Source organism: Halobaculum sp. EA56 (genome assembly GCF_051195075.1).
Taxonomy (GTDB): Archaea; Halobacteriota; Halobacteria; order Halobacteriales; family Haloferacaceae; genus Halobaculum.
On the sequence record NZ_JBNTJX010000003.1, the window covers coordinates 112,192 to 136,928 of the forward strand.

Consider the following 24,737-nt stretch of genomic DNA (forward strand, 5'->3'; position numbering starts at 1 on the left):
TTATGCTCCGACCGGCCACACCGTTCACGCATGACCGTCTACGAGTCCGACCTCCCGGGGGTCGGGAAGAAACACGAGATCGAGCTGACGGGCGACGAACGGCTCGTCGTCGTCACCCACAACACCGGGAAGCGGGAGGTGTTCCGCCGGGCGGACGCCGACAGCGACGCCGAGAAGCTGTTCGAGCTGTCCGACCGGCTCGCCCGGACCGTCGGCACCGTGCTGGAGGGGGCGTACTTCCAGCCGGTCGCCACCGACAACATCGAGACGGTCCTCGGCGGCGACGCGCTCATCGAGTGGTACGAGGTGCCCGAGGGCTCCGAACTCGCGGGCGAGTCGATCGAGGCCGCCGACGTGCGCCGGCGCACCGGCGTCTCGATCATCGCGGTCGAACACGGGGACGAGGTGACGCCCAACCCCGATCCGGGCGCCGGCGTCCGCGCCGGCGACACCGTCGTCGTCGTCGGCTCGCGCGCGGAGGTCGACGACTTCCACGACACGTTCATCGGGTCGGGCGAGGGGGACGGCGGCGGCCGGTCCGCCGACCCCGACGGCGACGAGGTCGACCCGGGCGACGGCGACGAGGTCGACGACGGCGACGGCGCCGGCCGCTGATGGCGCCGGGAGCGACCGCCGCCGGCGACCTCCACGGCCTGCTCGCGCTCGGGACCCTGATCGCGGCCGCGACGCTCGTCGCCGCTGCCGGCCGGCGCGTCGGGGTCCCGACGGTGCCGCTGTACGTCCTCGGCGGGGTGCTCGTCGGCCCGCACGTCGCCGGCGCCGTCGGCCTCCCCTCGGTCGCCCCCGCGGAGGTGCTCACGCTCGCGGAGGTCGGCGTCGTCCTCCTGCTGTTCTTCCTCGGGCTGGAGTTCAGCCTCGACCGGCTGATCGCCGCCCGGCGGAAGCTCTCGGCGGCCGCCGCCGTCGACCTGCTCGTGAACTTCCCCGTGGGAGTCGCCGTCGGCCTCCTGTTCGGGCTCGGCCCGCTCGGGGCGTTCCTCGTCGGCGGCATCGTCTACATCTCCTCGTCGGCGGTGATCACCAAGTCGCTGGTCGACCTCGGGTGGATCGCGGACCCCGAGGCTGAGCCGGTGCTCGGGACGCTCGTCGCCGAGGACCTCGTCATCGCCGTCTACCTCGCGCTCGCGGTGGCGCTCGTCGCCGGGGGCTCGCCCGTCGACGCCCTCCCGCGGATCGCGGTCGCGCTCGGGTTCCTGCTCGCGCTGGCGGCCGCCGCGCAGACGCTCGCGCCGCGGCTCGCCCCCTATCTGGGCACGACCGACGAGGACCTGGTCGTCCGGACGCTCGCCGTCGCGCTCGTGGTGTCCGGGCTGGCGCTGTCGGTCGGCGCCAGCGAGGCGGTCGCGGGCTTCTTCGTCGGCGTCGGCGTCGGCGCCACCCCGCTGCACGACCGCGTCGCCGACCGGATCGCGCCCCTGCGGGACGCCTTCGCGGTGGTGTTCTTCGCGTGGGTCGGGCTCAACACCGACCCCGTCGCCGTCGCGGGCGTGGCCGTCCCGGTCCTCGCGGCGGCGGCGCTGTCGGGGCCGGCGAAGGTGGTCAGCGGCGGGATCGCCGGCCGGCTGTACGACCTCTCGCCCCGGCGCTCGCTACGGACCGGGCTCGCGCTGGTGCCGCGCGGCGAGTTCTCGCTCATCATCGCGGCGCTGGCGGCGACCTCGCCGGACCCGACGATCGCCCGGGTGATCCCCGCGTTCGCCGTCGGCTACGTGCTCGTGATGGCGTTCGCCGGCACCCTGGCGATGAGCGAGGCCGACCGGATCGAGCGCCTCCTCGGCGTCGCGGACGGCTGACCGGCGTCGCCCCCGGACCGCGCGTGCCGTCGGCTCGTTCCGGTTTTCACCGCTGAGTACGGGTGCGAAACGGTCAAGTCTCCCGGCTCACAGTCGACGGCTATGAGCGAGACGGTCGTCGCCGACTTCGTCGGCCGGTTCTTCGCGCCCGGCGTCGAGGGCGACCCGCCCACGGGGCGGATCATCCTCAGCCAGCGACGGCTCGTGCTCGCGGCCGACGGCTACAAGGAGACGATCCCGCTGTCGTCGGTGTTCGACGTGAAGGTGGGGCAGGTGCCCCCGGAGATGGCCGGCTACTTCAACGACACCGTCACCGTCGCGTACAGGCGCGACGACGCGCGGGCCGTCGCCGCCATCGAGGGGAACGACACCAACATCGACCGCTTCGCCACGGTGCTGTTCAAGGTGCTGCTCAACGGGACGAAGGCGCTCACCCGCCACCCGGCGAAGGTCGGCGGACGGGTGGTCGACAGCGACGCCCAGAAGGCCCGTCTCGACGTGACGCACGGCGAACTCGCGTTCAAGGGGTCCGACCCGTTCACCGTCACCCTGAGCAACGTCGTCTCCGTCGAGCGCGCCGACCGCGACCTCGGCAACGGCAAACACCCCGTCATCTCCTTCCGGCACATCGAGGACGGCACCGCCGTCACCTCCCAGGTCGGCATGACCTCCGGCCGGCTCACGAACGTCCTCGGGCGGTACATCCGCCTGCGCTACGCCGACGTGAAGGAGGAACTGGAGGACGTGGAGCTCGGCGAGGAGGAGACGGAGGTGCTCGTGGCCGCCTACTCCGCGGGGCCGGGCGTCTCGCTGGCGAAGGTGGTCGACATCGAGCCCCAGCGGCTCACCATGCTCCTCAACGGCCTCATCGACGAGGGGCTGCTCGTCGACACCGAGGAGGGGACCGAACTCACCGCGAAGGGCCGGGTCATCGTCGGCCAGCGCATCGAGTCGGTGAACACCTGACGCACGCCCGAGCCGCAGCCGCGGGACTCGGTCAGGAACGGCGCGCTCCCCGCCCGGTTACTGCTCGTTCATCGCCTCGCTGGCGATGTTGCGGCCGCGGGGCTCCAGCGCCACCTCCCGGCGGGTGCGAACCTCCTCCAGCACGTCCACCTCGATGAGGCGCTCGAAGATCTCCTCGACCCGGTCGACGTCCATGCCGAGGAAGTTCGGCACCTCGAACGAGGAGACGCCCGAGTACAGCGCCATGAGCACCTCCCGCTCGGCCTCCGACAGCTCGACGGCGCCGCGGTTCTGGTCGCGCCCCTGCCCGAGGTACGACTTCAGCACGGCGACGGTCCACGGCTCGCCCGAGAGGTACGTCTGGACGCTCGTCCCCTCGTCGTCGGTGTGCTCGGCCTCGATCACCGGCGCCTTCTCGTCCATGACGGTCCGCTCGGTCTCCTCCAGGGTCCCGATGTCGTCGAGTTCGAGGCGCACGAACGCGCCGCTCTGCTGGGCGACAGAGATGCCGCCGGCCTCCACCTTCACGCGGGCCTGCTGCCACTCGGTGTCCTGGACGACGCCCCCCTTGATCGCGGGGTGGCGCGCCTTGATCACCGTACGGTCGAGGAACGCGCGGTACAGGTCCGTGCGGAACTCCTCGTGCTCCTCGGCGGCGATGAGGAACACGTCGTCGCCGATGCGGAGGCTGACGTAGTTCGAGACGCGCTGGATCTCCTGGTTGGCGTCGTAGCGCCCGCCGATGGCGTCGACCGACGAGAGCGCGAGCGTGCGCTTGCCGGCGTTGCTGACGAGGACGGCCCGCTTGTTCGAGAGGACGACCCGGCCGTTCGTCCAGGAGACGTCGTTGAGCTTCCGGCCGTCCTTCATCGCCTGGGCGAACCTGGCGCGGGTGTCCGCGACCTTGTACTCCTCGTCGCCGTCCCGTTGCTGTCCGCCGCCGTTTCGCTGTGTGTTGCTCACTGTCTAACACCTCCGAGCTTCGACAGCGACGCGAACGCGCGCTTGCGGATCTGCTTGTCCACGTCGCCGTCGGTGATCGCGTCCAGCACCTCCTTCGCGCGGTCGCCGCCCACGTCGCCGAGGGCGTACGCCGCCTTCGCCCGCGCGTCGACGGACGCGTCGTCGTCCTTCACCACGTCGATGAGCGTCGACTCCACGTTGTGGCCCGAGAGGCTCGTCACGCTCGTCGCCGCGAACTGCGCGGTCATCCTGTCGTCGTCGTCCAGCGAGTCCACGAGCGCGTCGAGCACGTGGTCCGGGGGCTGCTCGCTGGTCACCCGCCCGAGGAACCACACCGCGTTGCGGCGCTGGCGCGCCTGGGTGGCGTCCTCGAGGATCTCCACGAGCGGCCCGAGCACCGTCTCGTCGTCGGCGTCCTGCAGCTCCGAGACGACGGCGTCGCGGACGGCGTGGCTCTGTTTCGTCGGCGCGTTCGCCAGCAGCTCGATGATCGAGAACACCGCGGCACGCCGCACCGTGTCGTGCTCGTCCGCCAGCGCGCCCGCGAGCTTCGGCACCGGCTTCGCCGAGCTGGCGTTGCCCAGCGCCGAGGCCGCCAGCCGCCGGATGCTCGGGTTGTCGTCGTCGAGGAGGTCGACCAGCGCCGCCAGCGCCTCGCCGCTGGCGATGGTGCCGAGCGCGTCCGCGGCGGCCGACTTCACCGCCGGGTGCTCGTCGTCCAGCTTCCCCTTCAGCCGCCCGACGGCGCGGGGGTCGCCGATGCGCCCGAGCGCGAGGCAGGCGCGCTCGCGCACCCGCGGGTCGGGGTCCTCCAGCCGCTTCGCCAGCGGCCCGACGGCGTCGGAGTCGCCCATCCGCCCGAGCGCGTTGGCGGCGGCCATCCGGTACTCGGGGATGCTCGCGCCGCCGAGCACCTTCGCGAACGCCCGGACGGCGGCCCAGTCGGCCGCGTTCGGGTCGACGCCGGTCTCCCTGGCGATGAGCCGTTCGAGGCCGTCGCCGCCCAGCTCGTCGAGGCCGTCGACCGCCGCCGCGCGGACGGAGTCGTCGTCGTCCTCGCGGGCGAGGTGGATGAGCACGTCCACCGTCCGGTCGTCGTCGGGGTCGCCCACGTCGCCGAGCATCTCGGCCGCCCGCCGGCGCACCGCGGCGCTGTCGCTGTTCTTCGCGGTGTCGGTGAGCTGTTCCATGTCCCCGTCGCGGGCGAGCGTGTACAGCGACATTATCCCGTGTACCGGTAGATCCGGCTCCGCTTCTCGACCGGCTCGAACGCGTCGCGACAGCCCGGCGGGACCGTCTCGGTCTTCCCGAGCACGAGGTAGCCGCCCGGGCGGATCGAGTCGCGGAGCGTCTCGAACAGCGGCTCCTTGTACTCGCTGTCGATGTAGATGAGGAGGTTCCGGCAGAACACCAGGTCCATGCCGCCCTTCGCCCCGTCGCTGACGAGGTCGTACGGCTCGAAGGTCACCCGGGACTTCACCGACTCGCGCACCCGGAAGGTGTCGCCCTCGCGCTCGACGTACGCCTCCGGGTTCGACAGCGGCGCCAGCTCCTCGCCGATGTCCGTCGTGCGCGTCGTCTCGTACAGCCCGACCCTGGCGGCCTCCAGCGCCTCCTCGCTGATGTCGACGGCGACGATCCGCACCCGGCGCTCGTCGACCTCGGGGTCGTCGGCCGCGAGCATCGACAGCGAGTACGGCTCCCGGCCGTCGGCGCAGGGGGCGCTCCAGACGTCGACCCCGTCGCGGCCGTTCTCGGCCGACAGCTCCCGCAGGACCGGGCGAAGGTCCGCCCACATGTCCGGGTCGCGGAAGAAGCCGGTGACGTTGATGGTGAGCGCGTCCAGCAGCGCCTCGCGCTCCTCGTCGTCGCGCTCTAAGAGCGCGCGGTACTCCGCGTGGTCGTCGGCGTCGCGCCGCTGCATCCGCGCGGCGATGCGCCGGCCGAGGTACGCCTCGTTGTAGTACCCCGGCTCGAACGGCACCCGGTCCTCGACGAACTCGATGACCCCCCGCAGGTCGCCGTCGCCGTCGCCATCGTCCGCGTCGGCGCTCGCCCGGCTCATCGGCTCCCGCCTCCCCCGAGCGTCTCCACGTCGAGGATGCTCACCACGTCGCCGTCGCCGAGCACGGCCGTCCCCGAGAGGCCGGGGATGCCCGAGAGGATCCCCTCCAGCGGCTTCACGACGACCTCCTCCTGGTGGAGCACGTCGTCGCAGTGGAGCGCGACCGGGCGCTTCTCCTCGTTGATGCGCAGCAGCATCCCGTCCTCGCCGTCGCCGCCGCGGTCGTGGACGGCGGAGTCGTGATCGTGTGCGTGTGCGTCCGCGCCGCTGTCGCCATCGTCTCCGGGGTCGCCGCCGACGGAGCCGCCGTCGGCCAGCGCGCCGGCTCTGCCGGCGTCGCCCGCGGCGGCCGGGCCGTCGGTGCCGAGCACCTCGCGCAGCCTGATCACCGGGTAGATGTCGCCGTCGTGGCGCACGATCTCGTCGCCGTGGGCCACGTCGATGCCCTCGGCGCGGCTCACCTCCGCGATGTTCTTGATCGGGACGCCGTACTCGACGCCGTCCACCTCGATGAACATCACGCGGACGATGGCGACGGTGACGGGCAGCTTGATCTCGAAGCGCGTCCCCTCGCCGGGCGTCGAGTCGAGCGTGACGCTCCCGTCGAGGTCCTTCACCGTCGTGCGGACTACGTCCATGCCGACGCCGCGGCCGGACACGTCCGTCACCTCCTCGTTCGTCGAGAAGCCCGGGTGGAACACGAGCTCCCGGGCCTCGGCGTCCGACATCGCCTCGACCTCGGCGCGCGACTTCACGCCCTCCTCGACGGCCTTCTCGCGCAGGGCGTCGGCCTCGATGCCGCCGCCGTCGTCCTCGACGACGATGGTGACGTGGTCGCGCTCGCGGTCGGCCCGCAGCTCGATGGTGCCGGCGCGGTCCTTCCCGGCGGCCTCGCGCTCGTCCGGGTCCTCGATGCCGTGGTCGACGGCGTTGCGGAGGATGTGGACCAGCGGGTCCCGGATCTCCGTGAGGATGGTGCGGTCCAGCTCGATGTCGCGGCCCTCGATGTCGAAGTTCACCTCCTTGGACTGGTCGCGCGCGAGGTCGCGCACCAGCCGCGGGAACGTGTCGACGACCGCCGACAGCGGGATGAGCCGCATGTCCATCACCGTGTCCTGGAGGTTCGAGGAGATCTTGTCCAGCTCGTCGAGGTTCTCGGAGTCGATGTCGGCCTCCTCCATCTCCCGACGGAGCTTGATCCGGCTCGTCACGAGCTGTTCGACCAGCCCGTACAGGTCGTCCAGCTGCTCCACGTCGACCCGGACCGACGAGATGTTGTCCGAGGACGTGGACGTCCCCGAGCCGGATCCGGAGCCGGACGAGCTCCCGTCCTCGTCGGCGTCCGCGCCGGCGTCGTCCACGTCGACGTCCGCCCCGGCCGCGCCCGTCGCCGGCGCGTCGCCGGTATCGCCGGCCGCGTCGCCGCCGTCGTCGTCCGCGTCGCCGTCGGCGGTACCTCCGGGGGCGTCGTCGCCCGCCGCCGGGTCGACTGCGGCCACCTCGACGGTCTCGACCTGGCTCACAGCCCCGACGCCGGCCTCGACGGTCGCCGCCGACTCGGCGGGCACGTACACGTCGAAGGTGCCGTCGAACTCGCCCTCCTCGACCGCCTCCCGGTCCGGGTCGCACGCCAGCCCGCCGAAGCCGTCCTCGACGGCCTCCAGCACGAACATCGCGTCGATGCCGGGCATCTCGGCGTCGCCGAGGCCGACCCGGGCGCGGTAGACGCCCTCGTCGTCGCCGGGCGAGAGCCCGTGGTCGACGTCCGTGTCGACCGTCCCGGACGCGGCGCCGCCGTCGTCCGTGGCGTCGCCGGCGGTCCCGCCGCCGGCGGCGTCCGCCGGGTCGTCCCCGCCGGCATCCCCGTCGTCGGCCGTGGTGTCGTCGTCGCCCGGGTCCGCGTCCTCACGGGCCGCTCCGCTCCCCGTTCGGGTCGGGGACTCGCTCAGCGCGTCCTCGCCCTCCTCGGCGAGGGTCCGGAGGTCCTCCTCCACGTCGGTCGGGTCGACGGCGGTGTCGCCCGACTCGTCGATGTCGCCGAGCATCGCGTCGAGCAGGTCGACCGCCTCGAACAGCCGGTCCATCAGCTCCGGCGACACGTCCATGTCGCCGCCGCGGACCTCGTCGAGGAGGTCCTCCATCGCGTGCGCGAGCCCGGAGAAGTCGCCGAAGCCCATCGCCGCCGCGTTCCCCTTCAGGGTGTGGGCGGTGCGGAAGATGGCGTCCATGGCCTCGGGGTCGTCGGGGTCCGACTCCAGCGCGAGCAGGGAGTTGTTCAGCTCCGTGATCCCCTCCTCGGACTCGCGAACGAACGCGCGGATGTGTGCGTCGCTCACGCGGACCACCTCCGGCGGACCGTGTGCGTTCGACGCGACCCGTCGTCACTCACGCCGTCTCACCCGTGATCCCCGCCGCGATGTCGTCCAGCGGGAGGACGGTGTCCACGGCGCCGGTGGCGGCCGCGCGCTTCGGCATCCCGTACACCACACAGGAGTCCTCGTCCTGTGCGAGGACGCGCCCGCCGGCCCGCGAGAGGGCCTGCACGCCCTCGGTGCCGTCGTCGCCCATGCCGGTGAGGACGACGCCGACGAGGGGGTCGTCGACGACCTCGGCGGCCGACTCCATCGTCACGTTCACCGAGGGGCGGACGCCCTGGCCGCGCTCCTCGTCGATCACCGCCAGCCGGAGGCGTCCGTCGCGGGCGTTCGTGATCTCCAGGTGGTGACCCCCGCGGGCGACGGCGAGCTCGCCGCGCCCGATCCGCGTCCCGTCCTCGGCCTCCCGCACCGACAGCTCGCTGGCGGCGTCCAGCCGGTCCGCGAAGCGGCCGGTGAACGCCTCGGGCATGTGCTGGACGACGACGCCGCGGAGGTCGGCGTCGCCGGGGAGCGCCGAGACGACGCGCTCGACGGCGTCGGGACCGCCGGTCGACGAGCCGATGATCAGCGTCGTGTTGGGCTCGACGGAGGGGGTGCCGGTCGCGTCCGCGGCGCCCGTCCCGGGCGCGGCCGTCCCCGCCGCGGCCGCGGCGGCCTCGGTCCGGCGGTCCCGCCCGGCCGGCGAGAGGTCCGCCGTCGCGACCGACCGCACCGTCTCCACGAGCTGTTCCTCCATCCGGGAGACGCCCATCGACACCTCGCCGCCGGGCTTGGCGAAGAAGTCCACCGCGCCCGCGTCCAGCGCCGCGAACGTCTCCTCGGCGCCCTCGGCCGTGTACGCCGACAGCATCAGCGTCGGGGTGGGGTCCTCGGCCATCAGGCGCTCGACGGCCTCGATGCCGTCCATCCCGGGCATCTCGACGTCCATCGTCACCACGTCCGGGTCGGCCTCGGCGACGACCGAGAGGGCCTCCCGTCCGTCCTCGGCCTCGCCGACGACCTCCACGCCGCCGGACTCCAGGATGTCCGTGATGAGGCCCCGCATGAACCGCGAGTCGTCCACCACGACCGTCCGCGGGGACCGCGCGCTCACGGCGCACCCCCGGCCGGCCGTGTGGCGTCTCGAATCATGTTCCCGGCTACCGATACGCCGTTATTGAAGGCTCCGTCCCGAATTTCACCGCTGATAGCTCGTGCGCTACGGTTAAGCGGGAGGCTCCGGGCGTCGTGTGTATGGCAAGCAGCGAGCGCGCGGCGGCCGCGGAGGCCGACACGGCGGAGGCGGAGACCACCCAGGTGCTGGAGTTCGGACTGGGCGAGGAGACGTACTGTCTCGACATCGCCTACATCGACGAGATCGTGGACGCCGGCGACCTCACGGCGATCCCGAACTCCCCCCGACACGTCGAGGGCGTGATGGACCTGCGCGGGAAGACGACCACCATCATCGACCCCAAGACGCTGCTGGGCGTCGCCGGCACGGGCGCCCGCGAGCGCATCATCGTGTTCGACCCCGAGGAGACCGACGACGGCGGCACCGTCGGCTGGGTCGTCGATGAGGTGTACCAGGTGCGCGACGTCGCCGCCGACCAGGTCGACGAGGCGACGACCGCCGGCGACGACTCCGTCCGGGGGATCGTCAAGGGCGACGACCGGTTCGTCGTCTGGGTCGAGCCGCGGACGGAGTGATACCGGCGGACGTACGTCCGCCGGAGCGCCGCCCGCGACCCGGCCGCTATCAGGCGTGAGTATCGGGAGCGAGCCCTTATGCCCCAGGTCGAACGGAGTGCGGGTATGCGCGTATCGAGCGGCGTTGCGGGGTTCGACGACCTCGTCGGCGGGGGGTTGCCGGGCGAACGGCTCTACGTCGTCTGCGGCCCGCCCGGCAGCGGGAAGACGACGTTCTCGGCGCAGTTCATCGCCGAGGGCGCCGACGACGGCGAGCGGTGTCTGTTCATCAGCATGCACGAGAGCCGCGAGGACATCGAGCGCGACATGGCCGCCTACGACTTCGGCTTCGAGGCGGCCCTGGAGTCCGGCTCGGTGACGTTCCTCGACGCCTTCTCCTCGGAGGGGAAGCGCTTCTTCGGGATGCCGGGTGACCGGCGCGACGTCAACAGCGTCACCAACCGGATCAGCTCGTTCATCGAGTCGCGCGACATCGACCGCGTCGTCATCGACTCGACGATGCTGTTGCGGTATCTCCTCGACGACTCCGACAACACGGTGATGCGGTTCCTCTCGGCGCTCAAGCGGACGAGCGCGACGACGTACCTCATCTCGGAGATGACCGACCCGTCCGCGTACGCGGACGAGCACTTCCTCGCCCACGGGGTCGTCTTCTTCCACAACTACATGGAGGACGACGGGATGCGCCGCGGGGTGCAGGTCGTGAAGATGCGGGGGGCCGACGTGGACACGGACATCCAGCCGCTCAGCTTCACCGAGTCGGGGCTCGTGGTCGGCGAGGGCCGGACCGTCTCCCACTGATGTACGAGACACGACTGGGGACCGACTGGGAGGACATCCCCGAGGAGGAGGCGATACGGCGGGCGTACGCGCTCGGGGTCGCCGCCTCCTTCGGCTACGAGAACCGCGAGGAGTTCGAGCGCCTGCAGGACGCGCTCGATACCTCCTACGACCGCAGCATCGTCGACCTCGCGTATCAGGAGGGGAAGCAGGAGGCGGCGGTGGTCAGGGAGGACGGCGAGACCGACACTGACGAGGAGGTGTGGGACCAGCTGGTCACCGGCGTCGACCCGAACGCCGACCCCGGCGACGCCGACGCCGGGTCGGCCGCCGGCGAGCCGATCGCCGCGACTGGTCTCCCGGCGGCCCTCGAGCGGGCGGGCCTGCTCGACGGCGGCGCGGACCTCGACGCGCTCGGCTTTCCGGCGCTGCTCGGCGCGTCCCCGACCGACCCGGGCGGCGCTGAGGGGGACGGCTGACCGTGCCGCTCCCGACGACACTCGACGCGACGGCGCGAGCGTCGCGTTCGCGACCCGCGGCGACGATCCGCGAACCGTCGGACGGCGGGGTGTGCGATTGATGCCAGTTCCCCGATCGGACCCGCTGCTCCGGTCGTTTTGGACAAAGGTTTTAGCTGTCGGTCGCAATCTCACTCGTATGCTGGAGGACGCCCCGCTGTCCATCGACAGCGGCGGGGGAGGCAACAGCCTCCTCATCGCCGGTCCGCCCATGACCGGCAAGTACGACCTCATGCTCCGCCTGCTGGCGGACGCCGGCGAGCGTGGCGTCCTCATCACCACCGGCGACACCGCCGAGACCGTCGCCGCCGACTACGCCGAGGTCGCCGGCGTCGACCCCGCGTCGGTCGGGGTCGTCGACTGCGTCTCCAAGCAGCGCGGCGGCGACCTCGTCGACCGCGAGTTCGTCCGATACGCCTCCTCGCCGAAGAACGTCACCGACATCGGGATGAAGTTCACCGACCTGTACGAGGTGTTCCGCGAGTTCGACACCTCGGTCGGCGTCGGCGTCCACTCGCTGTCGGAGCTGTTGATGTACCTCGACCCGCAGGACGTCTACCAGTTCGTCCGCGTGCTCACCCGGCAGGTGGAGAGCGAGGGCTGGACCACCGTGGCGGTCATCGGCTCGACGATGCACGACGAGCAGACGCTCCACACCATGTACGAGCCGTTCGACACCGTGATCAACACCCGCGAGGAGGACGGCGCCCGCGAGCTCCGCGTCCGCGACCGCCAGCAGGCCGCGACCGCGTGGACGACGTTCTGAGGTCCCCTCTCCCGGCGGCGCCCGTCGAGGCTTCGCGGTCCCGCCGACGACGCGGACTAGCCGGCGATCCCGTCCCGTCTACTCTGACCCTGACCCTCGACGTGTAGGGACCGAGACTATGCTCCGGGCGTCGCTCGGGACGGTACACAGATGGCCGACCGGAACACGACCGGCGACGCCTCTTTCCGGACCGACGGACCGCACGACGGGGCCGCCGAACCGGACGCCGACGGCGTCGTACGGACGCGTATGGGCGACCGGTCGCCGAGCGTCGCCGTGATCGAGGCCGCGGCGGCGGCGCGCGGAACCGACCCGCTCGATCTCGCCCCGCTCCACGCGACGCTCGACCCGGACGCGCTGGAGCGACTGCTCGGCCGGGGGGAGGGCGGCGACGGCCGCGCCCCGAGGACGCACGCGACGTTCGAGTTTGCGGGCTGTCTCGTGTGCGTCGCCGGCGACGGGACGGTCCGCGCGGAACCGGTGGGGGACGCCGCTTCCCGGTAGTTCCGGGAGCGTCGCCGCCGCGGCGGGCGCCCGGTCGCTACCGGCCGTGATCGAACAGGAGGGTGATCAGCTTGCGCTCGGCCGCGTGGATGTGCTCGGAGAAGGTCGCCGAGCTGATCCCCAGTTCGTCGGCGACGCGCTCCCCGGTACACGCGCGGGGCCAGTCGTAATAACCCGCCTCGAAGGCGGTGCGCAGTACCTCCCGCTGTCTGTCGGTGAGGCGGGCGTGTACCACCTGTTCGAACGCCGACCGCGAGAACAGCGGGGCGACCGCGTCCTTCTCCTCGATCGAGACGAGCTCGGATCCCGATATCCGGTCGAGGAACGCCTCCACCACCGACGCCGACTCCGCCGTCGGCGGGATCTCGGCGACGATCCGCCCCTCGCCGGCCTCGCTTTCTACCTCCCGCGGGAGCGCGCCGAGTTCGGCCAGCGCGTGGGCCGGGCAGTCGCCGGAGACGACGAACTCGAACAGGCCCCCGTCGTCGTACTCCCTGAGGAGCGAAGCCTCGACCGTCTCCCGCTCGGCGGCCCCTGACAGGACCGACGGGGGATCGGCGCCACGGACGTTGAAGAACTCCGCGTACCGGCCGTCGCCGCGCGGGAGCATCTCCGCGAGCGAGAACGTACACCCCGCGGCGGCCGACGCGCCGACGAACGGGTACTCCGGGTTCCGGATTCCGAACTCGACCTCGACCGCGGAACCGGATTCGGGGACGGCGTCTCCCTCGGCCATAGTCACGCGGACTTCGCTGTTCTCGGTGATAGCTGTTCCGGGGGTCCGACCGACGCGTGACCGTCGTCCCGGTCGCCTCGATCCACAACCTCGGAGGATGGCTTTGATGCGTGCCTTCTGTTCGTCCGAAGATAGTGTGAAAAGGGAGCTGTCATGCGGTTCTCATTTTATATCAGCAAGAAAACTTTTCTGAGTATCATACTGCGTGGCTGTTTACTAATCACCGGACGCAAGCCCGTCCATCCGCAGTATGCGTGAAAATAAGCCACGCATCAGATCCCATCCTCCGAAACTGTGTCGATCGCGGTACTCGGTTCGATATCGCGGGATATGGTGTATCGGCCCCGACCGTCGCGCTTACACCGTTGCCGGCGGATCGTCCGACAATGGCCGAGTTCGACCCCGAGCGGTTCGAGGACAAGTACGCGAACTACTTCCCGCAGCTCCAGCGCGCGTACAAGAACGCCTTCGAGACGATGAACGACCGCTACGACTCCGAGCTGATCCACGCCATCGACCAGCAGATCCTCAACGAGTCCGAGCCGTTCTACGACGAGGGGACCGGCGAGTTCCGGGTCGAACTGCCGGAGAACCCGACCGAACGCCTGACCGCGATCGTCGTCGACGACGAGAAGCTCGCCGAGACGCTCGACCGCTACGTCGACGAGATCGAGGCCCAGCTGTACCGCGTGTTCGAGCTCGAACCCCCGGAGGAGTGACCCTTCGGGGTCGGGGTCCCCCCGAGCACAAGGTTGAAAGCCTCGTGCCGCCAAGCGTCCGGTAATGAGCGCCGACTCCCAGGACGACGGCGGCGAGGACGAACTGCGCGAGCGGATCACGAACTTCCTGCGCCGCAACTTCCCGCAGATCCAGATGCACGGCGGCAGCGCCGCCATCCAGCACCTCGACCGCGAGACGGGCGAGGTCCACATCCAGCTCGGCGGGGCCTGCTCCGGCTGCGGCATCTCGCCGATGACGATCCAGGCGATCAAGTCGCGGATGACCAAGGAGATCCCCGAGATCGAGGAGGTCGTCGCCGACACCGGCATGGGCGCCGGCGCCGACGGCGACCTCGGCGGCATGGGCCACGACGACGCCGGCATGTCCCCCTCCTTCCCGGGCGAGAGCTCCGACGGCGAGGAGGACGAGGGGCCGCAGGCGCCCTTCTGAGCCGGCGACCCGCTCGCGGTTCCGTCCGCTCGGTTCTCCGTTCTCCGTTCTTCGCGCCGGTAGCGTCGGCTCCGCGTCCGGCCCGGGCTAGACCGCCGCTGCGCCCGGACGCGCCGCCCGCCTGACGCGCGGGGGTACCCCGCGTACCGACCGCGTTCGCTTCCGTCTCGCCCGATCTGTGCCCCCGGTCGGCGGGACTGTCTTCCCCGATAAACTAGATAGCGCGATATCGAATCGACGCTCGGCCGATCTGTCCCCGCGGCGCCACGAGCGACGGCGCCGCGGAGACCAGAAGAGGGATTACCGGCGAGGGGAATCCCGAGGACATGAGCGACGACTCGCCCGCGAACGTGCTGTTCGTCGTGCTCGATACGGTCCGCAAGGACCGCCTCGGGCCGTACGGGTACGACGGCGGGACGACGCCGGGGCTGGACGCGTTCGCCGAGGAGGCGACCGTCTTCGAGAACGCGGTCGCGCCCGCGCCGTGGACCCTCCCGGTGCACGCGTCGCTGTTCACCGGGATGTACCCCCACCGCCACGGCGCCGACCAGGAGAACCCGTATCTGGAGGGAGCGACGACGCTCGCGGAGACGCTCTCGGCGGCGGGGTACCGGACGGCCTGCTACTCCTCGAACGCCTGGATCACGCCGTACACCCACCTCACGGACGGGTTCGACGACCAGGACAACTTCTTCGAGGTGATGCCCGGCGACTTCCTGTCCGGCCCGCTCGCGCGTGCCTGGAAGACGATGAACGACAACGAGGCGCTGCGCGCGGTCGCGGACAAGCTCGTCTCGCTGGGCAACGTCGCCCACGAGTACCTCGCGGGCGGCGAGGGCGCCGACTCGAAGACGCCGGCGGTGATAGACCGGACGAAGTCGTTCGTCGAGGGCGCGGCGGCCGACGGCGACGACTGGTTCGCGTTCATCAACCTGATGGACGCCCACCTGCCGTACCACCCCCCGCAGGAGTACGTCGACGAGTTCGCACCCGGCGTCGACTCGACCGAGGTGTGCCAGAACTCCAAGGAATACAACTCGGGCGCCCGCGACATCGACGACGAGGAGTGGGAGGCGATCCGGGGGCTGTACGACGCCGAGATCGCCCACATCGACGACCAGCTCTCCCGGCTGTTCGGCTGGCTGAAGGAGACCGGCCGGTGGGACGACACCGCGGTCGTCGTCTGCGCCGACCACGGGGAGCTCCACGGCGAACACGACCTCTACGGCCACGAGTTCTGCCTGTACGACCAGCTGATCAACGTCCCGCTCATGGTCAAACACCCGGCCCTCGACGCCGGGCGGCGGGCGGACACGGTCGAACTCCTCGACTGCTACCACACCGTCCTCGACGCGCTCGACGTGACGGGCGGCGACCCGGCCGCGGCGGGCGAGGAGGCCGTCACGCTCGACCGCACGCGCTCGCTGCTGTCGGACGACTACCGGGAGTTCGCCGGCGTCGACGGGACCGACCGCGACCCGGGGCAGCGCGCCGCCCCCGACGGCGACTTCGGCTTCGTCGAGTACTCCAGGCCCGTCGTGGAGCTGAAACAGCTGGAGGAGAAGGCCGCGAGTGCCGGGATCGAGCTCCCGGAGGACTCGCGGTTCTACTCGCGGATGCGCGCCGCCCGGAGCACGGACGCGAAGTACGTCCGCATCGACCGGATCCCCGACGAGGCGTACCGCCTCGACGAGGACCCCGGCGAGGAGCGGAACGTCGCCGACGCCGCGGACGACGAAGACGACCGGATCGCGGCCGCCGAGTCCCGCCTCGGCGAGTTCGAGGCCGCCGCCGGCGGCGCCTGGACCGACGCCGCCGACGGCGAGGTGACCGACGACTCGCTGGCGGAGATGGACGAGGAGGCGACCGAGCGTCTCCGCGACCTGGGCTACGTCGAGTAAGTTCCGATCAGCAGCTTCCTATTTCGTTTTTGACGAAGTCGAAGAAATATCCAAAACCACTATACAGGAACGCAAACCGGAGAGAACCACCGCCGTCACGTCGGCGGGTTCACTCCCCGACCCGTTCGGCCTCCCACGCCCGCAGGAGCCCCGTCAGGACCCGGTTCGTCGGCACGTCGGTCCCGTGGTCCTCGGCGCGCTCGACCACCGCGCCGTTGATGAACTCGACCTCGGTCCGGTCGCCGTCGGTCACGTCCTGGAGCATCGACGACCGGTTCGCGGCCGTCTCGGCGACGACCGTCTCGACGGCGTCGACCGCGTCGTCGTTCGGGAGGTCGATCCCCTCGGCGCGGGCGACGCGGGCCGTCTCGCGGGCGGCGCTGCGGGCGACCCCCGCGGCCGGCCCGTCCGCCAGCGCGCCGTTCGGGACGCGAGCGAGCGCCGTCACCGCGTTGATGCCGGCGTTGACGGCGAGCTTCTCCCAGCGGCGCCGCGGCATCTCCGGGTCGGCCGTGCAGTCGAGGCCGGCGTCGCGGAACGCCGCGGCGACGCGTTCGGCCCGGTCGCTCGCGGCGTCGCCCCCGTCGCTGTCGAGCCGGTCCTCCGCGAACTCGCCGACCCGGATCCGGCCGACGCCGGTACAGCGCACCTCGCCCGGTCCGACGAGTTCGGCGCCGTAGGTCGCCGACCCCGCGAGCACGCGGTCGCCCAGCTCGGCCGCCAGCGTCCCCTCGGTCAGCCCGTTCGACAGCGAACAGACGAGGTCGGGATCGCCGGCGGCGAGCGCCGCGGCGGCGCCGGCCGTGTCGTACGCCTTCACCGTCACCAGCGCGAGGTCCGCCGACAGGTCCTCGGGGGTCGGGTCGGTCGTCGCCCGCGGCCGGGTGCGGGCGTCGAGTTCGCCGACGACGCGGAGGCCCCGTCCGGCCACCCGCCGGGCGTGCGGGTCGCGCGCGACCAGCGTCACCTGGTGCTCGCGCGCGAGCAGTCCGCCGACGAGGCTCCCGAGCGCGCCGGCGCCGAACACGACGATCTCCATGCCCGCCGGTCGGCGGGCGTCGAAAAGAGCGGTTCGGTCGGTCGCGCCGGCCGCCGCGGATCGGTCAGTCCTCGATCCAGTAGTAGACGTGCTCGCGCGGGGCCTCGCAGTTCGGGCACGCCTCGGGCATCCCCTCGCCGAGGTCGCCCATCTCCCCGCAGTCCGAGCAGCGCCACATCAACTCCCCCTCGCCGAACTCGTGGCCGGCCCGCTCGTGTTCGACCGACAGCGAGACGATCCCCTCGCGCGTCGTCACGTAGACGCCGTGCTCGTCGAAGCCGCGGACGGTGCCGACCTCCCGCCCGTCCTCGGTGAACAGGCGCTGGCCGAGCCCGACGGGGGGTACCTCGTCGCTCATGCACGGACGTTTCTCGGCTGACAGAATAAACCCGCCGGCGCTCCCACGACGTCGGGAACGGCCCGACGGGCTGTTTCCCCGGGACGCCGCGTCCGCCGGCCGCCGCGGGACGGGCGCGTCGTCGTCCGCGCGGTCAGTCCTCGACCCAGTAGTACAGGTCCTCGCGGGGCGCCCCGCAGTCCGGGCACTGCGCCGGGAGGTCGCCCTCGATCTGCCCCATCTCGCCGCACTCCCAGCAGCGCCACATCACGTACGACTCCCCGAAGGCGCTGCGGGCCTCCTCCAGCGTCACCCGGCCGGTGTCCTCGGTCGAGAGGACGTAGAAGCCGGCGTCGTCGATGCCCCGAACCGTCCCCAGTTCGTTGCCGTCGTCGTCGTACACGCTCTGTCCGACCGAAATGTCCGTCACCCGGGCTTCGTCCTCCTCTCGCTCGGTGGCCATACGCGCGTGTACGTCGGCTGATCTGTTAAACGATCGCACGGGTATTGTCAACGAGGTGCGCGACTGTCGAACGAACGCGAGCGATCGACGGCTCAGTACGGGGATTCTGTGACACCAGAGAACCGGGAGACGATCGCGTGACGGCGTACCGAATCGGAAAAACTCCCCTCGGGAGTCACATGAAGTCCGCGATGCTCCCCTGTTTGTTCTTATCGTTCTCGAACACGGACTCGAGCGACCGTTCGAGGATCTCCAGCCGCTGTTTCGTGTACTCCCGGCAGCCGAACTCCTCGGCGACGCGGCGGGCGACGTCCATGTACTTGTTCACCGAGCCCCGGTGGACGGTGAGCGTCATGTCGCCGCCGCACTCGCGGCAGTCGCCCGTGAGCGGCATCCGGCGGTACTTCTCCCCGCAGTCGAGACACCGGGTCTCCTGGCGGGAGAACGCCCGGAGGTTGCCGATGAGGTCCGGCAGGAAGTGGTACTCGATGACCCGCTCGGCCACGTCGGTCTCGTCGACCGCGCGGAGCTTCCGGGCGAGCTCCAGCTGGGCGTCCATCTTGTCCATCATCGACCCGAGCGTCTTGTACGCCGAGAGGTCGGGCCCGAGCGCGATGTCGGTCGTGTCGTGGGTGTGGTCGAAGCCGCGGTACTCGTCGTCGGTGCCGAGGGTGTCCTCGCCGATCCGGATGAGGTCCTCGACCTCGCCGGGGTCGGCCATCTCCAGGGTCGCCTCGTAGAACTCCCGGGGGTACTGCCGGACGATGTCCATGTTGTGCGCCTCGTCGTCGATCTCCGAGGGGTCGATCCGCGAGGACATGACGAGGGGCGCGTCCATCTGTCCCCCGCGCTTGTCCGGGAGGTACGATTTGCTGAAGTTGAGCAGGCCGTCCATGAGGAGCATGACGCAGTCCTCGTCGCCGTCGCACTGGGCGGCGTGTATGCCGTTCGTGACGAGCGTGTGCGTCTCCTCGACGGTGAGACAGTACGTGTGCTCGGTGTCGCTCTCGACGTACTCCACCGATTCGACGGGATCGACCGTGCGTCCGCCGTCGGCGTGAATCGGACGGGGGGAGGCGACATCCATCGAGCCGCTTCCCCCGCCCGGCAGCGACGACGGCACGGACAGTTCGTCGCCGACGGACAGTTCGGTCGCTTCCACCTTCTCGACGCCGTCGCGCTGCCGACAGAGCCGGTGGTCCGGCGTCACCGTGATCGCTCTCCCGCTCGCGGTCTCCACGCGGACCATGTGGTCGGGGGCGACGTGCTTCGACACCGCCTCGACCGGTTTCAGCACTTCCTCGCCCTCCTCCGTCACCGACGGGACGAACACGTCGCCGTCGAGTTCCGACACGAGTGTCCCGAAGTCGTCCTCGCTCGGATCGTCCAGCCGGTCCTCGACGAACTCGTCGATCCGGCCGTAGTGCCACTCGTCCCCCTCGTCGCGGTACCAGAGCTTCGTTTCCGGGTGGAAGCAGTTCCGACGCTTCGCCGCGTGGAAGTACGGGTGCGCGTAGCCGACCGCCGCGCTCGTGAAGCCCACTACGCGCCCGACCACGGCGGCGCTGGTGTGGGGAGCCATCCCGAACACCAGTTCGCCCACGAGGTCGTCGCGCTCGTTCACCTCGTAGAACGGCTCCAGGTCGTAGAAGTCGGCGAGCAGTTCGTCGACGAAGTCCGCCGTCTTCATCATGTGGTCGGCGGCGCCGTCCGAGAGGACGATGTCCTGCACCTTCAGCTCGACCAACTGGTCGTCGTGGACGAGCGGCTCGCCGTCGATGTCGGTCTCGTAGCCCAGTTCCCGGAAGTGGTCGGCCGTCACGTCCAGCTCCTCGGGCCGGACCGACGTGACCGGGAGGTCGGTCATGTCGTAGCGGACAGTGCCGTCCTTGAACGAGGAGACGCCGTGTTTCGCGCGGAAGATCCCCTTCTCGATGGGTTCGGGCGTCTTGTCCGAGGAGGACAGCCCCTGGACGCCCTTCAGGATCTCGAAGCTGGCCTCGCGCTCGTCCGCCCGCTCAAGCGCCGACCGGTACTCGTCGTTGAGGTCGACCGTGTGCCAGTCCGGGCTCTCCACCTCGCGCTCGCAGCGGGGGCACTCCACGCGGCCGGACTCGTCGGGCTCGCAGACGGTGCCGCACTCGTCGCACTCGTAGTACGGCTCGGTGTGCGTCGAGCACTCCGGACACAGCGTCTTGAAGGTGTGCTCGCCGCAGTCGGGGCACTCGCGCTCGCCGACGAGCACGTCGTACACCCCCCGCCCCTGGTCGGTGCGCTCGCGGGCGGCGTCGCCGACCGAGCGCTGGCTCCCGCCGAGCTCCTTGATCGGGAAGAGGGTGTGGACCGCCGGGGAGAGCTCGCGGCTCTCGGACTTCTCGGGGCGGCCCATCCGGTTGCCGATACGGGTCGGCGCGCGCTCGCGCACCTCGAAGTCGGCCACCTCGTTGACCGCGCGGATCGCGTTGTCCCCGTCGTCCCACCCGCGCGCCTCCCCGGGGAGATCCTCCGGCGTCCACTCGCGGCGGAGGCCGTCCGTGACCCCGAGTTGCCGCAGGAGGGGGCGGAAGTCGGGGATCCGGAGGGCGTCCTCGGTCTGGGTGTGCTCGACGAGTAGCTTCTCCAGCGCCCGCCGAACGGTGTCGGCGTTCTCGACGACGAGCAGGTCGCCGGTCACCTCGCCCGCGGCGGCCGCGTCGGCGAGGGCGTCGTACTCGTCGACCGTGATATCGTGCCAGCAGTAGGTGTAGGCGGGGTGCAGCGGCGCGTCGTACTCCTCGACCCACGCGAGCGCCTGTTCGGCGTCGGGGTCGTCCAGGTCCGTCGTCAGGTCGTCCTCCAGCGCCTGGAGGTCGGCGCCCGCCTCGGCGAGGTCCTGCTCCCACCACTCGCGGACGTAGGAGGCGGGCGCGAGCGGGTGGTTGTTCTCGACGAACTCGCCGAAGTTGACGAGGTACTCGCCCAGGTCGAGCACCTCCTCGACGCCGTTCCTGACCTCCTTGGCCTCCTTCGGGTCGTCGATGCGGCGCACGTCGCCGTTGGCGAGGCGGACGGTCGGCCCCTCGATGGAGTCGACGGGCACCACCCCCCCGGCCTTCCCGGGTCGCTCGGTCTTGATCTGCGTGCCCGTCGCGAGGAAGTCGTCGACGATGTGCATCGTCGCCGGGTGGACCCCGGCGGTCGCGAAGCCGTGGTTGCGCGCGCGGCCGTACCGCAGGCGGAACCCGCCCGGCTCCGAGGGGTGGCCGAAGACGGGCCGCCCGGCGATCAGGTCGCGCAGGAACTTCTCGGAGGGGTCGACCCGCGGTGAGCCGGCCAGCCCGTCGCCGGCGCCGTCGTCGGCGTCCCCTCCCGCGGCGCCGTCCGCGTCGCAGTCGGCGTCACCCTCGCCACCCTCGCCGCCGGCGTCGCCGGCGTCGGCTCCGTCGTCCGCGTCCTCGGCGGCCGCCTCGTCGCCGGCCCCGTCGTCGTAGTACGTGCCGTCGATGAGGTCCTGGAGCCACGGCCAGTCGACCTCCTCGAGCTGGCGGGTGTAGCGCTGGATCTTCGGCGCCTTCAGCGCGATCCCCTCCGCGAGCACGAGGCACATGCCGCCCCGGGCGGAGTTGGTGTCCACCCGCTCTAGGTCGCGGAAGCCGGAGACCTCCTCGTCGCCGGTGGCCTCCCCGTCGAGCATGATCGGCATGTGCTCGGCGATGAACTTCGTCTCCGCGTCCTTGGGCGTGTACTGGAGGCCGGTCTCCTTGTCGTACAGCGCGACCTCCTCGGCGTAGCGTTCGATCTCGTCGTCGCGGGCGCGGTACTCCTCGATGCCCAGCAGGGCGCGGGCGTAGTCGCCCACGAGCACCGACAGCGCCTGCGCCGTCCCGCCCGCAGAGCGGATCGGGCCGGCGTAGTAGACGTTGATGAACTCGGTGCCGTCGTCGTTCTCCAGGATCTCGACGCGGTCGATCCCCTCGATGGGGGCGGCGACGACCCCCTCGGTGAGCAGGGCGACGGCGGTCCGGACCGCGCCCTCGATCTTGCCCGCGCGGCTGTCGAAGTCGCCGACGGTTCCCTCGACGAAGTCGGTCACCAGCTCCAGGGCCGCCTCCTCGCGGGACATCTCCCCCTCCAGTTCGCGGACGCGCTCGGCGACGCCGGGGATGCCCAGGATGTTCTCGACGCGGTCGGCCATGTCGCGGGCGACGGGGATCTCGATCTCCGTCTCCGGATCCATCCCCCGCGCCTTCGCGGCCTCGGCGCGGTCGAACGCCTCGTCCAGCCTGTCCTCGATCCGCGTGAAGTAGCGCTCGTCGTCCGGTCTCATCGCGTCGCCTCCGTCGGTTCCTCGGTCGACCTCCCGGCCGTCTTCCCGCCAGCGTCGCACCGCTGTCGCGTCGTCGTCGGCGACGACCCCGGAGCCGGCGTCGCGTCGACGGCGGTCGCGCCGCCTCGGCCCGCGTGTCGGGGTCGTCCGTGCACGTCACCTTCCTGTGCGGGGGAGGGTGATAAGCGGTTCGCGTCCCACTCACCCGTCGGCTCCCGTCGAGCCGGACCCGTCCCCCGGTGCCCCTACAGCCAGAGGTCGAGGTCGGTCACCTCGTCGTGCTCGCGCTCCAGCGGCTCCTCGAACGCGCGGAGGTACACCTCGCCCGCGAACACGGTCCCCGCGTTCAGGTGGCCCGCCAGCGCCTGCCCGCTGCGGCGCGAGAGCACCGCGTGGGTGTGGGCGAAGCGCTCGCCGTCCAGCCACGCGACGTTGCCCACGCAGGCGGCCACCTCCAGCGCCTCGTCGAAGAACACCGACCGGTACTCCGTGTCGTCCTGGTCGTAGAACCACACCTCGGCGTCCTGCACGGCGCCCATGGCGTTGAACCACGCCGCGTCCGCCTCCACCTCGTCGGCGAGCGATTCGATCTCCTCGCGCCAGTCCGCCCCGTTGTCCAGACTCGCCAGGTACTCCCCGGTCGCCTCCACCTCGCGGTAGTTCATGCGCGACCCGTCGACCGACCGGCAGTAAAACGTTGCCGCCGCGACAGACCCGGCCGGCACCCGCTCGCCGGCGACCTCGCCGGCCGCCGTGTCTCGTCGCACGGAGCGGGGCGACGGTTCAAATAGGAATACGGGACCAGTCGCGCCGATGCGACGCTGAGAACTGCCGCCGACGGCGAGGCGGGCGCGCGGCCCGACCGTCGGCGCCTCGACCCGATCCGACCGCCGCCGCGACCGGCCGGGTCGCCCGGGCCGCCTGTCAGCCCCTCCGGAGCCGCGACTACCGCGTCGCCTCCGCGATGGCGCGGTCGAGGTCGGCGACGATGTCGTCGGGGTCCTCCACGCCGACCGAGAGCCGGACCATGTCGTCGGTGACGCCCGCGGCCAGCCGCTCCTCCTCGGTGAGCTGTTGGTGGGTGGTGCTCGCCGGGTGGATCACGAGCGTCTTGGCGTCGCCGACGTTCGCCAGCAACGACGCGAGCTCGGTGTTCTCGACGGTGCCCCGGGCGGCCTCGTAGCCGTCCGCCAGCCCGAAGGCGATCATGCCGCCGTAGCCGCCGTCGAGGTACTCCGACGCCTCCGCGTGGGTCTCGTGGTCCGGGAGCCCCGGGTACGTCACCCACTCGACGGCCGGGTGATCGGCGAGGTGCTCGGCGACCTGCCGTGCGTTCGCGCAGTGGCGGTCCATCCGCATCGGCAGCGACTCCAGTTTCTGCATCGTCACCCACGCGTCGAACGGCGACTGCGCGCTTCCCAGGTCGCGCAGGCCGCGCGCGATGGCGGCGTAGGTGAGCGCGGCCTCCCCGAACCGCTCGGCGAAGTTGACGCCGTGGTAGGCGGGGTTGTCGGCGCCAAGCTCCGGGAACCGGCCCGCGTGCTCTCCCCACGGGAACGAGCCGCCGTCGACGAGCACGCCGCCGACCGTGGAGCCGGAGCCGTGGATCCACTTGGTCGTCGACTCCCACACGAGGTCGGCGCCGTGCTCGACCGGCCGGCAGAGGTGCGGCGTCGCGAACGTGTTGTCCACGAACAGCGGGACGCCGTGCTCGTGGGCGATCCCGGCGACCCGTTCGATGTCCGGGGTGACGAGCGCCGGATTTCCGATCGTCTCCAGGTGGACGAACGCGGTGTCGCCGTCGATCGCGTCTGCGTAGGCGTCGTAGTCGAGCGTGTCGACGAAGCGCGTCTCGATCCCCCGTCGCTCCACCGTGTGCGTGAGGTAGGTGTAGGTGCCGCCGTACAGCGACGACGCGGAGACGACGTTGTCGCCGGCGGAGGCGAGCAGGAACGTCGCGAGGTCGAACGCCGCCATCCCGGAGGCGGTCGGGACGGCGCCGACGCCGCCCTCCAGCGACGCGAGGCGCTCGCCGAGGCGCGCGACCGTGGGGTTGAGCAGCCGGCTGTAGATGTACCCTTCCTCCTCCAGCGCGAACAGCCGCGCGGCGTGGTCGGCGTCGTCGAACACGTAGGAGGTCGTCTGCTGGATCGGCGGCGCCCGCGCGCCCGTGGCCGGGTCGGGTTCCGCCCCCTCGTGGACGCTGCGCGTTCGGAAGCCGTAGCCGTCGGTATCTCCCTCCGACATGTCGGTCCGCACTACCGGGGCCGACGGCTAACCGCTACCGTCGCCACGGAGAATCGCCGGCGTTCCGGACGCGCCCGAACGTGTTCGAGTCGGGC

23 protein-coding genes are annotated in these 24,737 nt (G+C 71.3%); 11 read left to right on the top strand and 12 right to left on the bottom strand.

Features of this window, described 5'->3' with window-relative positions; all coding sequences use genetic code 11:
- Positions 1 to 30 precede the first annotated feature (30 nt).
- From ACQUQ1_RS06330 to ACQUQ1_RS06340, 3 genes are all read left to right on the top strand, one after another.
- A complete protein-coding gene (locus ACQUQ1_RS06330; protein WP_435063429.1) occupies positions 31 to 615 on the top strand; it encodes a cation:proton antiporter regulatory subunit in 585 nt (194 codons plus the stop codon).
- Positions 615 to 1,814: a cation:proton antiporter gene (locus ACQUQ1_RS06335; protein ID WP_435063430.1), complete on the top strand. Its 1,200-nt coding sequence runs from the start codon at positions 615 to 617 to the stop codon at positions 1,812 to 1,814. The genes ACQUQ1_RS06330 and ACQUQ1_RS06335 overlap by 1 nt, the downstream gene beginning before the upstream one ends.
- Positions 1,815 to 1,916: 102 nt before the next feature.
- Positions 1,917 to 2,780: a CheF family chemotaxis protein gene (locus ACQUQ1_RS06340; RefSeq protein ID WP_435063431.1), complete on the top strand. Its 864-nt coding sequence runs from the start codon at positions 1,917 to 1,919 to the stop codon at positions 2,778 to 2,780.
- A gap of 57 nt (positions 2,781 to 2,837) precedes the next feature.
- Here ACQUQ1_RS06340 and ACQUQ1_RS06345 read toward each other — a convergent pair whose 3' ends face one another.
- The 5 genes from ACQUQ1_RS06345 to ACQUQ1_RS06365 are packed head-to-tail and all read right to left on the bottom strand — an operon-like array spanning position 2,838 to position 9,279.
- Entirely contained in the window at positions 2,838 to 3,743 is a 906-nt protein-coding gene (locus ACQUQ1_RS06345; RefSeq protein WP_435063432.1) for a CheF family chemotaxis protein, read from the bottom strand.
- On the bottom strand, positions 3,740 to 4,966 hold the full coding sequence (locus tag ACQUQ1_RS06350; RefSeq protein ID WP_435063433.1) for a HEAT repeat domain-containing protein: 1,227 nt from the start codon (positions 4,964 to 4,966) through the stop codon (positions 3,740 to 3,742). The genes ACQUQ1_RS06345 and ACQUQ1_RS06350 overlap by 4 nt, the downstream gene beginning before the upstream one ends.
- Positions 4,966 to 5,808 (bottom strand): CheR family methyltransferase, encoded by an 843-nt coding sequence (locus ACQUQ1_RS06355; protein WP_435063434.1) that lies wholly within the window; start codon positions 5,806 to 5,808, stop codon positions 4,966 to 4,968. Before ACQUQ1_RS06355 ends, ACQUQ1_RS06350 begins: the two co-directional genes overlap by 1 nt.
- Positions 5,805 to 8,144, bottom strand: coding sequence for an ATP-binding protein (locus ACQUQ1_RS06360; protein WP_435063435.1), 2,340 nt, complete (start codon positions 8,142 to 8,144; stop codon positions 5,805 to 5,807). Before ACQUQ1_RS06360 ends, ACQUQ1_RS06355 begins: the two co-directional genes overlap by 4 nt.
- A 49-nt stretch (positions 8,145 to 8,193) precedes the next feature.
- On the bottom strand, positions 8,194 to 9,279 hold the full coding sequence (locus tag ACQUQ1_RS06365; RefSeq protein WP_435063436.1) for a protein-glutamate methylesterase/protein-glutamine glutaminase: 1,086 nt from the start codon (positions 9,277 to 9,279) through the stop codon (positions 8,194 to 8,196).
- Positions 9,280 to 9,419: 140 nt separating this feature from the next.
- On the opposite strand from ACQUQ1_RS06365, the gene ACQUQ1_RS06370 reads away from it, so the two are divergent.
- The 5 genes from ACQUQ1_RS06370 to ACQUQ1_RS06390 all read left to right on the top strand — a co-directional run bounded on the left by ACQUQ1_RS06370 (position 9,420) and on the right by ACQUQ1_RS06390 (position 12,443).
- Positions 9,420 to 9,875, top strand: coding sequence for a chemotaxis protein CheW (locus tag ACQUQ1_RS06370; RefSeq protein WP_435063437.1), 456 nt, complete (start codon positions 9,420 to 9,422; stop codon positions 9,873 to 9,875).
- Positions 9,876 to 9,980: 105 nt separating this feature from the next.
- A complete protein-coding gene (locus ACQUQ1_RS06375) occupies positions 9,981 to 10,676 on the top strand; it encodes an RAD55 family ATPase (protein ID WP_435063438.1) in 696 nt (231 codons plus the stop codon).
- Entirely contained in the window at positions 10,676 to 11,134 is a 459-nt protein-coding gene (locus ACQUQ1_RS06380) for a hypothetical protein (protein WP_435063439.1), read from the top strand. The genes ACQUQ1_RS06375 and ACQUQ1_RS06380 overlap by 1 nt, the downstream gene beginning before the upstream one ends.
- Positions 11,135 to 11,312: 178 nt before the next feature.
- Positions 11,313 to 11,939 carry an RAD55 family ATPase gene (locus tag ACQUQ1_RS06385; RefSeq protein WP_435063440.1) on the top strand — a complete coding sequence of 209 codons (627 nt, stop codon included), beginning with the start codon at positions 11,313 to 11,315 and terminating at the stop codon, positions 11,937 to 11,939.
- Positions 11,940 to 12,089: 150 nt separating this feature from the next.
- Complete coding sequence (locus ACQUQ1_RS06390) at positions 12,090 to 12,443, top strand: HalOD1 output domain-containing protein (protein WP_435063441.1); 354 nt, start codon at positions 12,090 to 12,092, stop codon at positions 12,441 to 12,443.
- A gap of 37 nt (positions 12,444 to 12,480) precedes the next feature.
- On the opposite strand, the gene ACQUQ1_RS06395 is transcribed toward ACQUQ1_RS06390, so the two are convergent.
- Positions 12,481 to 13,179 carry a bacterio-opsin activator domain-containing protein gene (locus ACQUQ1_RS06395; RefSeq protein WP_435063442.1) on the bottom strand — a complete coding sequence of 233 codons (699 nt, stop codon included), beginning with the start codon at positions 13,177 to 13,179 and terminating at the stop codon, positions 12,481 to 12,483.
- 386 nt (positions 13,180 to 13,565) lie between these two features.
- Between ACQUQ1_RS06395 and ACQUQ1_RS06400 the strand changes: the two genes are divergently transcribed.
- From ACQUQ1_RS06400 to ACQUQ1_RS06410, 3 genes are all read left to right on the top strand, one after another.
- The gene (locus tag ACQUQ1_RS06400; protein WP_435063443.1) at positions 13,566 to 13,898 is read left to right on the top strand and encodes a DUF5783 family protein; all 333 of its coding nucleotides are present in this window, start codon (positions 13,566 to 13,568) and stop codon (positions 13,896 to 13,898) included.
- 64 nt (positions 13,899 to 13,962) lie between these two features.
- Positions 13,963 to 14,349, top strand: a complete 387-nt coding sequence (locus ACQUQ1_RS06405) for a NifU family protein (protein ID WP_435063444.1) — start codon at positions 13,963 to 13,965, stop codon at positions 14,347 to 14,349.
- Positions 14,350 to 14,675: 326 nt separating this feature from the next.
- Entirely contained in the window at positions 14,676 to 16,250 is a 1,575-nt protein-coding gene (locus ACQUQ1_RS06410) for a sulfatase (protein ID WP_435063445.1), read from the top strand.
- A gap of 109 nt (positions 16,251 to 16,359) precedes the next feature.
- Here the strand turns inward: ACQUQ1_RS06410 and ACQUQ1_RS06415 are convergent, their stop codons facing one another.
- From ACQUQ1_RS06415 to ACQUQ1_RS06440, 6 genes are all read right to left on the bottom strand, one after another.
- Entirely contained in the window at positions 16,360 to 17,289 is a 930-nt protein-coding gene (locus ACQUQ1_RS06415; protein ID WP_435063446.1) for a ketopantoate reductase family protein, read from the bottom strand.
- Positions 17,290 to 17,353: 64 nt separating this feature from the next.
- Positions 17,354 to 17,647, bottom strand: a complete 294-nt coding sequence (locus ACQUQ1_RS06420) for a DUF7130 family rubredoxin-like protein (RefSeq protein WP_435063447.1) — start codon at positions 17,645 to 17,647, stop codon at positions 17,354 to 17,356.
- 133 nt (positions 17,648 to 17,780) lie between these two features.
- The gene (locus ACQUQ1_RS06425) at positions 17,781 to 18,089 is read right to left on the bottom strand and encodes a DUF7130 family rubredoxin-like protein (RefSeq protein ID WP_435063448.1); all 309 of its coding nucleotides are present in this window, start codon (positions 18,087 to 18,089) and stop codon (positions 17,781 to 17,783) included.
- Positions 18,090 to 18,264: 175 nt separating this feature from the next.
- Positions 18,265 to 22,395 (bottom strand): DNA-directed DNA polymerase II large subunit, encoded by a 4,131-nt coding sequence (locus ACQUQ1_RS06430; protein ID WP_435063449.1) that lies wholly within the window; start codon positions 22,393 to 22,395, stop codon positions 18,265 to 18,267.
- 245 nt (positions 22,396 to 22,640) lie between these two features.
- Complete coding sequence (locus ACQUQ1_RS06435; RefSeq protein ID WP_435063450.1) at positions 22,641 to 23,060, bottom strand: PPC domain-containing DNA-binding protein; 420 nt, start codon at positions 23,058 to 23,060, stop codon at positions 22,641 to 22,643.
- Positions 23,061 to 23,340: 280 nt separating this feature from the next.
- Positions 23,341 to 24,642 carry an O-acetylhomoserine aminocarboxypropyltransferase/cysteine synthase family protein gene (locus tag ACQUQ1_RS06440; RefSeq protein ID WP_435063451.1) on the bottom strand — a complete coding sequence of 434 codons (1,302 nt, stop codon included), beginning with the start codon at positions 24,640 to 24,642 and terminating at the stop codon, positions 23,341 to 23,343.
- Between the last annotated feature and the right edge of the window lie 95 nt (positions 24,643 to 24,737).